The sequence below is a fragment of the Chitinophaga sp. HK235 genome (assembly GCF_018255755.1).
Taxonomy (GTDB): Bacteria; Bacteroidota; Bacteroidia; order Chitinophagales; family Chitinophagaceae; genus Chitinophaga.
The window spans coordinates 2,441,279-2,454,737 of the sequence record NZ_CP073766.1; the positions used below are offsets into that span (position 1 = coordinate 2,441,279).

Below are 13,459 nucleotides of genomic sequence, written 5' to 3' on the forward strand. Positions count from 1 at the left end.
AAATATAAGGAATCACATGGAAGACAATACTTCGTCGAGATGGGCCAGCAGGGAGTCTGTATTCTCCTTGTTAAACACCATGGGCGGCTTTATCTTGAGCACGTTATGTAAAGGACCGTCTGTGCTGAGCAGGAAACCCCGCTGTTTCATTGCTTCCACGATGACATCAATTTCAGGGACGGCGGGTTCCAGCGTAGTACGATCACGCACCAGCTCGGCCCCGATAAAGAAGCCATGACCGCGTACATCGCCGATAATAGCATGTTTTCCCTTCAGCTTGCGCAGCCCTTCCATAAAGTAGTTGCCGGTGACCCTTGCATGTTCCTGCAGGCCTTCTTCCTGAATCACCTGCAGCACTGCCAGGCCTGTGGCCATAGAAACCGGGTTGCCTCCAAACGTATTGAAATATTCCATTCCGTTGTTAAAGGCATCTGCAATGGCGCGGGTAGTCACTACTGCCGCCAGGGGATGACCGTTACCGATCGGTTTACCCAGCACGACAATATCAGGAGTTACTTCCTGCAGCTCAAATCCCCAGAAGGCATCGCCTACACGGCCAAAGCCTACCTGTACCTCATCTGCGATGCACACACCGCCGGCAGCTTTCACTGACGTATATACGGCTTTCAGGTATCCGGGAGGCAGCGGTATCTGTCCGCCTACGCCCAGCAATGTTTCGCAGATATAGGCGGCAGGGCCTTTCCCTTCTCCTTTCAGATCAGCGATGATACGGTCTACATCGGCAGCATATTTTTCTCCAGCCTGCGGATCGTCTGCACGATAAGGACCGCGGAACATATCGGGGTTGAGTGCTTTATGTGTATGGGATGGTTTTCCGAAACCACCTTTGCCGTCAAACTTATACGGACTCAGCTCCATGGCTACTGTAGAGGTACCGTGATAAGCATGGTCCAGTACGATGACATCCTTTTGCTGTGTATAGTGGCGGCTCATGCGGATGGCCAGATCGTTGGCCTCACTACCGGAGTTGGTAAAATAACATACTTCCAGAGAAGGCGGCAGTGTGGCGATCAGCCGGTTGGCATAGTCTACCAGGTGATCATGCAGATATCTTGTATTGGTGTTGAGCCGGGCCACCTGCTGCTGTATGGCTTTCACCACCACAGGATGGCAGTGACCTACGTGGCTGGGGTTATTCACACAATCGATGAATGTACGGCCTTTATCGTCGTACAGGTACTGCAGTGCGCCACGCACAATTTTCAACGGTTGTTTGTAGCTGATGCTCAGGTTGCGGCCGATATGGGCTTTCCGGTCTGCCAGCAGCGGCGTATAGTCTGAAGCGTTATCGATCACCGGCGCAAAACCACAGGCGGTACGGAAAGCCTGCTGCATGGCCAGCGGATTGATGGTGATCAGTTTAGTCAACAGTTTCCAGGCACCGTTTTCCGTGATAAAATGGAAATCGTTGTCACTGCCGGCGGCAGCTTTTTCCGCGGAAGTGGTAACGCTGATGCATAAACGTGCGGCTATCAGATAATACAGCAGGTCTGTTTCTGTTTCCGTGAGCGGATAAGCCTGATGATAAGCAGCCACCAAAGCCACTGCGGCCTCCATCGGGTCTGTAGCTTCCAGCATGGCATAAGTACAGGCGATGGCCACATTATTGGCCAGCACGGTGTATACCATATCTCCAAAATCAATCAGACCGCTGACGATGTTATCACGTACCAGTATATTATAATCGTTGGCGTCATTATGTGTATATGCTTTACGCAGGCGATGCAGGTGCGGCAACACTTCCATCTCAAACTGCAGCAGGAAATAAGCGGCCAGCCGTTTTTTCTCCGGATCTTTGATACAGTGCAGCTGGTCGCGGGCATCGAGTGCACGGGCCACGTCCCAACGGATTTCCCGGTGCATGGCCGGATGGGAGAAATGTTGCAGTGCCTTGTCCATTTTACCGAGGAGGCTGCCCCAGGAAGTATATATATCACGTGTACCCGTTACCGTGACAACCGGCTGGCCTTCCAGCCAGGTATAGAGGCGGAGATAGTGTATTTCTTCCGGGAAAATGAGGTGGGTCACCGCTTCGTTCTTCGTATTTTTCACCACCTGCGGGAAATATCCCTTCACCTCACTGGCAGCGAGATGATCAAGGATACGCACCTGAGCATCCAGAAAAGCAGGGGCATGATCATCTCCGGCTATCTTGCAAATCCAGGCATTACCCTGTTCATCCTTTACCAGAAAATTAGCTTCCTCATAACCTTCCAGTTCTTTGGCAGTAACGGTCAGACCGTAATGATCCCTGAGCAGGTTTTCCACTCCGGCTGCTGAAAAAGTATACAACATAACATTCAATATTAAAGTTTGTCTGCCAGCAGCATCAGCACATGTGCTGCTGTCCAGCTGAAATTCCCTGCATTCAGGCCTTTGCCGGTACGCGGGTGATAGTTTTCATGCAGAGGTTTGTTATCGTTCATCCCTTCTGCATGTTGCCACAGTTTTGTTGTCAGTGCCCGGGCTGCAGCTTCTTCCCGGTATTGCTTCAGGCCTGCGATGGCAAAATAAAACTGGTCTATCCATACAGGCCCACGCCAGTAACCCCGTTGCGGATCGAAAGCTTTTTCACTGGCATCCAGCACGGGCAAGGGCACTAATGTATTAAAAACAGTGGTATCCAGCAGGTATTTTGTTATATTTTTCACGTAAGGTTCTGGTGTAATGCCTGCCCATAGCGGGATCCATCCTTCCGGGCCTTTGATGCGTATGAGTTCACCACCCAGCTGGCGGTCGTAATAAAAGCCGGAAGCCTTGTCATAGAATGCACTGTTGATCTGCCTGTTCAGTACACCGGCTTTCTCCTGCCAGCCGGTAGCTTTGTCTGATTGTTGCAATACGGTGCAGATCTGAGCGAGTATTGTTTTTTCTTTAGACAGATAACTGTTGAGATCTACCGACTCCTGATCAAGTGACCAGGCCCCTGGAGTATTCTTCAGCATCTTTGCCTTATCAAAGCGGACCGCATTGTCCATACCGCTTTCCCAGGCTGCCGCGATGCGGGTGCCATCTGTAGCGCCGTATTCACATAACTCATTGTGGTCATGGTCTCTTTCGGCGTACCACCAGGCGTGGTAACGTTCGAGTGCAGGATACATTTCACGGAGGAAGGCCGTGTCCCTGGAGGCTTTATATACCTCCCATACCGCCCAGGCGGCCAATGGGGGCTTGGTATCACGGAAATTGTTTTCCGTACTGTCTGCATATATACAGTCGGGTACCATGCCGGATGCGGCCTGATAATCGAACAAAGAACGGATATTGTCTTTGGCCAGTTCGGGTGCAAAATAGCTGAGTCCTACGGCCTGTTTCCAGCTGTCCCAGGACCAGATGCCGTAAAAGCCCTGGTAGGAAATAGAAGGGAATACGCCATCATGACGAATATCGCCGGAAGCACTACGCCAGTTGGTCAGCAGCGTGATCATGCTTTTTACCGCCAGGCGGCTGCGAAAACGATCTTTAACGGTGAAGGGCATACGAAGGAACAGCTGTTTAACATAACCATTCCAGCGTTGTTCGTTTTGCTGCAGTGCTGTGCTGAATACCGGCTTCACTGGTGATGCCGCAGGTGTTTCTCCTTCCGGCATAAAAGTCTGTGTTTGCAGGTCTTCGAGCTGGCTGCCTGCCGGCAGACTGACCATTTTCTCCGCTATATAGCCCGTGCCGGAGGAACGGATATTCCAGGGCAAGGGTGACCACCATTGCAGTCGGAAACTATGCGGAGTACCGGCTACGGCGACGTTGATACCATTGTCTGTATGGCTGATCTGCGCCCGTTTTAACTTCGGTTGTCCCTGCCACTGTACCAATAAGGACATTGGCGCCTTCCCGGTATTACGAACGATGGTCTGCATCATCGCTTCCCGCTTGCCGGTGAAGATAAGCTGCATCTGCACCTTTACGTCGCCGGCAGTGTACCCCAGCTGCAACAGCCCCGGATAATAATGGGTAGTAGTGCGGTCCTGCTGTAATATCAGTTCTTTTCCTGCTGTGTACAGGTGCAGTTGTGCGATGGCCTCGGACAACCACTCCCCTTTCATGTCCATCAGCAGCGGCCCGGTAAAACCGGTGCCATTACCAGGTTGGGGCAAAGCATAAGCATGCCAGGCTCCCATGTCTGAAAAAAAAGTGCCCGCTATTTTAGTACTGTCTTTTACAGTGTAGTGCAGGTCCAGTACATCTGCAAAGTGGTTCCGTTGTGCCCGGGCAGTCTGCTGTATCAACAGCAGCGCCAGCAGCCATTTTAATTTACTCATATATCTCTTTCGCCTTTTCTGTTGGTTCATCGCCTGACTGCAAAGGTCTCAATATAAAACTATATTGATATGGTTTATATATCAGGGTGTAGGGAGCATGTGGTTTGGCGCCCCAGCTGTTGTCGCCACCCAGGCCGGCCTGCTGGTAGTCAATATTCCACCAGATGAGCGGATCGTTGTACATAGAGCCGCCATGTACATTATGACGACGGTTAAAATTCAGCCGGTCCATATCAAAGTGTAACACCCCCATGTTGAGTAAGGAGTCGCTGCGGGCCATCCAGCCGTTGCCGGCGGCCGTACGCAGCGCCATCCAATGCACGTCGGAGCGGTAACCGCTTTCCTGTGCACGGGGATAGGGATGAAACAGGGAGTCTGCAGGAAGCGTATATACGTCAACGTCAGCCGCATATTTACGGTCCTGGTAGTTATCAAAGGGGCCGCGGCCCAGCCAGGTCACTTTGTCCAGTGCAGGTGCTAGTACCATCCGCATACCCATACGGGGCATCTCCGGCAGTATACTATCTCCGGGCAGGAAACGAACATTCACTTTGATATCACCATTGGCATATATCGTATAGTCTATACCGTAACGGGCATCTGCCAGCGGCAGCCAGTGCATGGCCTGTATCTCCACCTGTTGCTGGTCCTGACGGACAATACGGGCAGACAGCAGACGGGAGCTGTCACCTGCATGTTGCCATACCGCACAACGCATCTGTTGACTGTTACCGATATCGTTGTCGGTGGCGGCGCGCCAGAAGTGAGGTCTTAATGCCTTTTGCATATATCCGGTACCGTTAACAGCAAACTGCTCCAGCCATCCTTCGCGGATGGTGGCGGTAAACAGTCCATTACCAATTTCCCAGCCGTTGGCAGCGGATTTCACCTGGAGGGCCTGGCCTTTCACCTGCCGGGCAGCCACCGGTGTATACCAGGGCAGTTCAAACTGATCGGTGGCAACGATGAAGCCTGCTGGTAACAAGCCCTCTGCATTTTTCAGGGCAGCCTTTACATGCAGGTAGTAATGTATACCCGGCTGCGGGTTGATAACGGGGAGGTCTACACGTAAAGTATCCTGCTGGCGTGGTAACAGATGGCGGTATGGTAGAACTTTGGACGCTATTACTTTTCCATCTCCCTTCAGTTCCCAGCTCAGCGTAATATTGTCCAGCAGGTTAAAGTCGTAACGATTGCGTACCTGCAACAAATTAGCCGACCATCCTACCGGCGCAAACTGTACCGGCTGATATACTTTTCTTACTTCAAAAGCCTGCGGATGCGGAGAGCGGTCGGCAGCCAGCATACCATCTGCACAAAAACTGGTATCGCTGGTAGCACCTACTGTGCCCATATCGGCGCCGTAAGCCCAGATAGCCCTTCCGAGTGAGTCGTGTTGCAAAAATGTCTGATCAGAAAAATCCCAGATAAAGCCACCCTGCAGCTGATCATGTTTTTGCATCAGCTCCCAGTCATCCCGGAGATTGCCTCCGCTGTTGCCCATCATATGGGCGTATTCGCACTGGATCATCGGGCGGTCACGGTATTCCCGCACATACTCCTGCATCCAGGCAATAGATTTATACATAGGTGCCACAATATCCGTCCAGGGCGTATTACGTGCCACTTCATATTGTACCGGACGGGTATTGTCGCGTTGTTTTGACCATTTGTAGGTATCGATAAAATTTTCGCCGAAATCACTTTCATTTCCCAGTGACCAGGTGATGACGCTGCAATGGTTCTTATCTCTTTCCACCAGACGACGGGTACGCTCTATGTAAGCCGCCTTCCATTCGGGTTTATCTGACAGGGTTTTCAGCGGATGCATGCTCATGCCATCGCATTCTATATTTGCTTCGTCTACCACATAAATACCATAGCGATCACAGAGCGCATACCACTCTTCCCTGTTGGGATAATGACTGGTACGCACCGCATTGATATTGTATTGTTTCATGGTGCGGATATCCTTCAGCATACCTTCCATATCAACCACCTTTGCAGTATGCATATCATGCTCATGGCGGTTCACCCCTTTGATGATAATTGGTTTGCCATTTACCAGGAGCAGTCCTCTTTTTATTTCAACGGTACGGAAGCCGATGGCCTGGGTTATACTCTCGACAGGCTTGCCCTGCTTGTCTTCCAGCGTAATGATCAGCTGGTAGAGGTTGGGCTGTTCAGCATTCCAGGCTTTAATACCAGGCAGTAACTGTTGCAGGTGGTACAGACTATCACTGCCAACAGGCAGTGTTTTTGAGAATATGGTATTGCCTTTGTCCTGCAGGGATATACGGATGCGTTTATCCTTGTCCGTGAGGGCCGGCAGTTTATTCAGTGCCAGGCCCAGCTGCAGGGAGCCATCTTTGTAATCATTTACCAGCAGGGGTTTAGCAAAAAAATCGTATATACATAAGGGTGAGCGGGCCACCAGGTATACACTTCTTTCTATGCCGCTGAGTTTCCACATGTCCTGACCTTCGAGGTAGGAACCATCACTGAAGCGAAACACCTGAAGAGAAACGGTGTTGTTGCCGGGCTGTACATACGCAGAGATATCAAATTCGGCCGGGGTTTTACTGTCTTTACTGAAGCCTGCATATTTACCGTTTACCCATACATATACAAAAGCGTTGGCAGCGCCGATATGCAGCCATGTCTGTTTGCCCTTCCAGGAAACAGGCAGCTGAAAGCTGCGGCGGTAGGAGCCTACAGGATTTTCTTCTTTGGGGACAAAAGGAGGATTGGGTGTGAAAGGATATTCTACATCTGTGAAGATGTAGGGGGCATAGCCCTCTGTTTGCCAGTTGGCCGGTACCCGGATCGTTTTCCAGTTACTTACATCATAGTTGGATTGTTCAAATCCTTTAGGGCGGGCGGCCGGATTGGCGGCCATGTGGAATTTCCAGATGCCGTCCAGCGAACGGGTAAAAGGAGAGCTGTCTCCCTTCAGGGCTGCTGCAGCATCCGGATAGGGAATAAAGTGAGCGTGCGGGTATAACGTGTTTTCAGACGGCTTTTGCGGGTTTTCCCAATCGTTGGACTGGGCCTGCAATACCGCTGGTAAAAACAATAAAGCTGATAATAGTTTCTTCATGGTACCGTGGTATAAACCTCCGGCAGCTTGTGAGGCCGCCGGAGGAAATTTTTAACCGTTATGATGCTGTATTGCTATTGAGCCAGTGGGTTGTTCTGTGTTTCCTTGAGTGGCAGCGGGTAATAACTTTTATCCGGTGAAAAAGTTCTTCCTGCGTCCTGCATTTTCTGCTGAAGCATACCCCAGCGGCGAAGGTCGTAGAAACGGCTGCTTTCCAGTGTGAACTCCATCGTTCTTTCATGCACCAGCTGGTTAAACACATCGGTGGCATTGGCGAGGTTCAGGGCCGGCATGGCGGAGCGGGCACGAACCTCGTTGATCTGTATCATGGCCTGGTCGGGGAAACCTATTGCATTTTGCGCTTCTGCGTACAACAGTTTCACATCAGCATAGCGGATGATGGGCATATTGATGGCAACAGGATTGCCCAGCAGGTCGAGGCTGGCCGGAATCCATTTACGGAATGCGACAGTGTTGTTTTCAAACACTTTATCGTAAGTTTTTCCGTATACACGGGGATTGGCAGCATCATTAAAATAGTCGTCCTTAAAGAAAACGGTATTATATACACGATGATCATATAAACCATCGGTAGCTACTTTTCCTTCTTTCAGCATTTCCGTCAGCAGTTTCTGGGTACCATAGATCTCTCCGTAACCACCCAGTTCTGAAGCAGCCATCCAGTCGCTCAGCTGTGACTTGTAGTAAGCGCCGTTGGCTTCGTCCATGGTCTGCTGCAGTTCGAATACAGATTCAGCAGAGTTGGTCAGTGTTCCATTAAACATCCCCAGGTAGTTGTCTATCAGGGTGTATTGTTTGGAGTCGATCACTTTTTTCAGCCAGGCTGCAGCCTCGGTGAAGTAAGCCTTTGCATTGCCGTTGTCTTCTCCGGCGCGGTAGATAAGCACTTTACCCAGGTACGCCTGTGCAGCGCCTTTGGTAACCCGTCCCAACTCGGTAGCTGGTCTTTCACCGCGCAGCGGCAGACCAGGCTCGGCGGCTTTCAGGTCGGCGATGATAGCGTCCCATACTTCATTACGGGAAGAAGGTGCTTTGGGCAGATCATTTTCGCCATTGGGCACCTTATCACGAAGGATCACCTTTTCGAAGTTGGTGAGCAGTTTAAAATTATAGTAGGCACGCAGGAAATGAGCTTCCGCCAGGATCATGCTTTTGCTGGCATCATCTATCTGGCCGTTGTTCATGATCGCTACATTTTCCAGCACCTGGTTGGTAAAGTTGATACCGCGGTAGTTATCTTTCCAGAGCAGGTCTATGGCATAGTTGCCTGAATTATAGCTGTAGTTGTATATCTCCATCCACCAGCTGTAGTTGTAAGCATCGCTGCCGGGCTCCACAAAATCTTCCCGGTAGTATTCGCGGCAGGAACGGGCTTCGATGAAGTTGTCCCATCCGGCAAAGCTCTCTATTCTGGAGTAAGCTGCCGAGAGGCCGGTGAGGGCTCTTTCGCGGGTAGTCCAGAAGTTGTCTGAGGTCAGCTTATCCGGCGAGTTCTGATTTAGCAGCTCCTTTTTACAACCAGTAGAAAATACCATGGCTGCGGATAATAATGATATATATAACAAAGACTTTTTCATAATCGTTTTTTACAGACAAAAAGACTGTTAGAATTCCAGCTGAGCGCCAGCCATCAATACTTTGTTTTGCGGATACATCATACGGTCGAGACCATTGTTCAGCACATCAGTACGGCCGATTTCAGGATCCGGGCCGGAGTATTTGGTGAAGGTGAGTATGTTCTGCGCACTTACGTACAGGCGTAAGCGTGATACCTTGGCTTGCTGCAGCAGCTTCGGAGAGAATGAATAACCCAGGGAGAGCATTTTCAGACGCAGGTAGCTGCCACTTTCGAGGAAACGGGTAGACTCACGGTTGTTATAGTTGGGATCACCCAGTACGGCACGTGGTACGTTGGTATTGGTGTTCTGCGGCGTCCAGGCGTTGAGTGTGCTCACGTCAAAGTTGCGGCCTGCATCCATACCCTGTAATTCGTATTTGTTGCCGTTGTAGAGTTTATTACCACCCACACCCTGCCAGAAGAGCTGCAGATCAAAGCCTTTCCAGGCCACACTCATATTCAGTCCGTATTCGATTTTAGGGAAAGCACTGCCCTGGTAGGTTTTATCGTTGTTGTCAATTACACCATCACCATTGGAATCTTTAAAGCGGATATCACCGGCTTTGGCATCGGGCTGCAGCAGTTCACCTTTACTGTTTTTATACGCCGCTACTTCTGCATCAGACTGGAAGATACCATCCGCCTCGTACAGGTAAAACGCGCCCATTTCGCTGCCTACCTGGGTAGTATTGGGAACAGGGCCGGTGCCGTATTTGAGGCCTACGCCGTAGAGTTTCTGTCCGTCGTTGGCGAGTTCCAGCACTTTGTTTTTCACCTGGCTAACGGTACCGGTTACACTATAGTTGAAGTCACCTTTTTTATCGGCCCAGGTGAGTTCCAGTTCCCAACCGCGGTTAGAGATACGGCCCACGTTCATAACAGGATTATTCAGACCATTGCTGGTTGCCAGTGCTTTTTGGATCAGGAGATCGATGGTGGTATTGTTAAAGTAATTGAAAGCACCGGTAAGTTTGTTATTGATACCGAAGTCGAATCCGATGTTGTGGCTAACGTTGGTTTCCCAGCGCAGATCTTTGTTGCGCAGGTCATAGGCAGCACCGCCAGGCCATGCGGTAGAACCGGCACCCTGTACATAACCACCACCCTGTACATTTTTGATGAGGATCAGCTGTTGATGGTCATAGGCAGTGAGTACATCTTCGTTACCCAGGCGACCATAGCTGGCACGGAGTTTCAGCATGGTGAGCCAGTTAAACTGTTGCATGAAGGGTTCACTCTGCAGGTTCCATCCGATAGAGGCAGAAGGGAAAGTACCATAGCGGCGGTTTTCACCGAATTTGGAAGAGCCATCACGACGAACGGAAAGCTGGAGGAGATATTTTCCATCATAGGCATAGTTTACACGGCCCAGCCAGGAGAGTCGGTTGTACTGCCAGCGAGTGCCACTAGCACTGTAAGTACCACCGTTGGCACCATCCATGGTATTGAAGGATGGGTCCAGAAATCCACCAGGTATCACATTAGATACGATCTGACCATCTACTACAGAATAAACGGTGGTTTTACCGTCTGCCACCGTTGTTAAACTGTTGGAAGTATTTTCCGCCGCCGTATAACCTGCCAGCAGGTTGAGGTTATGTTTACCGAAGCTGCGATCATAGTACAACAGATTTTCCATCAGACGCTCCCGGTAAGTGGTACGTCCGTCTTCCAATCTTGCATATGGGATCAGCGGATCATTGGCATTAGCGCGGTAAGGCGGATGATAGTTATAGGTAAAGTAATTAGAGTTGGCCAGGTTAAGATTGGTAACGAATTTCATGCCTTTCAGCAGTTCCAGTGAAAGCCGGGCATTACCGTTGAAGTACTGGATTTTATTGTTGTTATCATTGTAAAAATTCACCCCAACAGCATTCTCATATTTAGGCAGCTGATTGATCTGCATGGCATATCCATATTTCTCCTTGCTATCAAACACTGGTAACAGCGGAGACTGGAAGAATGCATCTTTTACACTATAAGGAACGTCTCTGCGCTGTGTTTCAGCATATACCAGGTTAGCTTCAACAGTGAGGCGTCCTTTTTTATACTCATTGCGGGAGCGGATGGATTTCTTTTTGAAATTGGTTCCCAGCAAAGTTCCTTTTTCGTTGGCGATGTTACCGCTGAGGCCATAGTTAAAATATTCGCTGCCACCGGTGAGGCTAAGGCTGTAGTTTTCACTGTTACCCTGACCAAGGATTTCATCCTGCCAGTTGGTGTTGGCGGTAACACCCGTTTTGAGATAAGCGGGTCTTTTGGTGCTTGCCGGAGCTGCATCGTACATCATGTTATGTACTTTCAGATAACCATCCGCATCGAGCAGGTGCAGTTTGCCAGTGGGTTTAACAACGCTGTACCAGCTATTGAATTCAATTTTCGGAGCACCTTTTTTCCCTTTTTTAGTGGTCACGAGGATTACACCGTTGGCACTTTTGGAACCATAAATAGACGCAGCAGCGCCATCTTTCAGTACTTCTATGGAAGCAATATCGTTGTTGTTGAGGTAATAGGGATCGCCAGGGCTACCATCGATGATGAAGAGTGGCTGGTGGCTGCCGAAGGTGCTGATACCACGCAGTCTGATATCGGCCATACCGCCGGGAGCACCGCCGGTATTGGTTACAGTGAGGCCTGCTACTCTACCCTGCAACGCATTAACAGGGTTGTTGCTGGCCACGTTGGAAATTTCACTGCCTTTTACAGAGGTGATGGCTGCACTCACATTTCTTTTGCTCTGTGTGCCATAACCTACTACCACTACCTGGTCCAGTACTTTGGTGGAAGCAGCAAGGGTAACAGTCAGCGGTGATTGACCGTTGACAGTTACCTCCTGTTTTTCATAACCGATGAAAGACACTTCCAGCACTGCTCCTGCAGGCAGGTCAGTGAATTTGAAGCGGCCTTGTACATCGGTGAGCATTCCATGTCCGGTACCTTTTACGCGTACACTAACACCTGGCAGTGCTTCTCCGCCGGCGGACTTCACCACGCCTTCCACCGGTTTTTCCTGTGCAGGTTGTACTGCCGCCAGAGAAGTGGCTGGTGCTGCTTTTACCAGAATGATGTCTTCAGTCATCCGGAATTGCAGAGAGGTAGCATGGCTGATCTCCTGGAGCAGACTTTCTACTGTCCGCTCTTTTTTATCGATGGTCACAGGTTTCAGTTTTTCCAGATCATCGAGATTGTACGAAAATTTCAGGCGGGTATTTTTCTCCAGATACTGCAGCACGCTGAGTACTCTTGTTTGCCTAAAACCTACGTCAATCTTATCTTTCAGGCCTTCTGCTATTTGCACCCAACTTAGCAAAAGGGTAGACAGGAGCATGGCACAGCATGCCCTTAGAAGGGATGTTTTCTTCATAACGCATTTTGGTTGTTTAGATGAACCTGTAGGACTATTTACTTATTGGTTGCACGAATAAAGTGTCATTTTTTGTGACAGATTCGAGCCCGTTGACGAAACAAACAGCCACCAGTACTTCCTGCAGTGGTTTGTTGTTGAATACGCCGTTAAAGCGGATAGGTTTGTTTTTTCGTGTGATCACTTTTATGTTGATGCCATACCAGTATTCGAGTGTGGCAGCGATATCTGCGGGAGATGCATTGTGAAAGACGAGACGACCGCTGCGCCATGCTTTTTCCCGTTCCAGGTCGAACCTGTTTTTATTAAAACGAGCGTGTTCCTTGCCGGTGGTGAGCTGTTCGCCGGGCAGCAATTCTGCTACAGCTGTTTCCTGCGCTACCCGTACCTTTCCTTCTACCAGTTTTACAGCAGCTTCTTTATCAAAATGGTATGCTCTTAATTTAAAAGCGGTGCCCAGCGCCTGTACACGGATGTTACCGGCACTCACTACAAAAGGTTTGCCTTCAGCTTTGGCCACCTCAAACAGGGCCTCTCCTTCCAGCTGCAGATTACGTTGCTGCTGATTATAGGAAGCGGGAACTTTCAGTACACTGTGTGGGTTGAGTATCACCAGACTTCCATCGGCCAGTGTTACCTGACGGCGCAGGTTATCCGTAGCCTTAAAAATGGTGTAGGCTTCCTGATCAGCCGCAGGAGCTGTCTGCCGCTGTGTTGTCAGCCACCAGGCGATAGCAGTTAATGGTAATACGATGGCAGCAGCGATCCTTGCGATCTTTTTCCAGGATATTTTTTTCACCGGTGTATCTGCTACTGAGATGGCAGCTTTCAATTTGCCAAACTCAGCATCCTTTTCTTCCGGCGTGAGACGAAGCCCCAGGTGGAACAGCCACTGTCGTGCCTTTTCCGCTTCTTCCTGTTTATGCGGATAACGTTCCAGCCAGTTTTCCCAGAACTGCACATCCGTATCATTGCTGCGCAGGCAATAACGTACGAATGAATCGTTTAAAATAAAGTCTTCCGCCTTATACTGCTGTAAGTCCATTCCAGGCATTTAATATAAAGAGGGAGGGTTG

At 49.9% G+C, this 13,459-nt stretch carries 6 protein-coding genes; all 6 read right to left on the reverse strand.

The window, feature by feature from the left end; all coding sequences use genetic code 11:
• Positions 1–12: 12 nt before the first annotated feature.
• The 6 genes from KD145_RS08155 to KD145_RS08180 all read right to left on the reverse strand — a co-directional run bounded on the left by KD145_RS08155 (position 13) and on the right by KD145_RS08180 (position 13,428).
• Positions 13–2,316: an aminotransferase class III-fold pyridoxal phosphate-dependent enzyme gene (locus KD145_RS08155; RefSeq protein WP_212005404.1), complete on the reverse strand. Its 2,304-nt coding sequence runs from the start codon at positions 2,314–2,316 to the stop codon at positions 13–15.
• Between the two features lie 11 nt (positions 2,317–2,327).
• The gene (locus KD145_RS08160) at positions 2,328–4,280 is read right to left on the reverse strand and encodes a trehalase family glycosidase (protein WP_212005405.1); all 1,953 of its coding nucleotides are present in this window, start codon (positions 4,278–4,280) and stop codon (positions 2,328–2,330) included.
• Positions 4,273–7,380: a glycoside hydrolase family 2 TIM barrel-domain containing protein gene (locus KD145_RS08165; RefSeq protein WP_212005406.1), complete on the reverse strand. Its 3,108-nt coding sequence runs from the start codon at positions 7,378–7,380 to the stop codon at positions 4,273–4,275. The genes KD145_RS08160 and KD145_RS08165 overlap by 8 nt, the downstream gene beginning before the upstream one ends.
• Positions 7,381–7,454: 74 nt before the next feature.
• Positions 7,455–8,978, reverse strand: coding sequence for a RagB/SusD family nutrient uptake outer membrane protein (locus tag KD145_RS08170; RefSeq protein ID WP_212005407.1), 1,524 nt, complete (start codon positions 8,976–8,978; stop codon positions 7,455–7,457).
• A 27-nt stretch (positions 8,979–9,005) separates the two neighbouring features.
• Positions 9,006–12,383 carry a TonB-dependent receptor gene (locus tag KD145_RS08175; RefSeq protein WP_212005408.1) on the reverse strand — a complete coding sequence of 1,126 codons (3,378 nt, stop codon included), beginning with the start codon at positions 12,381–12,383 and terminating at the stop codon, positions 9,006–9,008.
• A 34-nt stretch (positions 12,384–12,417) separates the two neighbouring features.
• Positions 12,418–13,428, reverse strand: coding sequence for a FecR family protein (locus tag KD145_RS08180; RefSeq protein ID WP_212005409.1), 1,011 nt, complete (start codon positions 13,426–13,428; stop codon positions 12,418–12,420).
• Positions 13,429–13,459 lie beyond the last annotated feature (31 nt).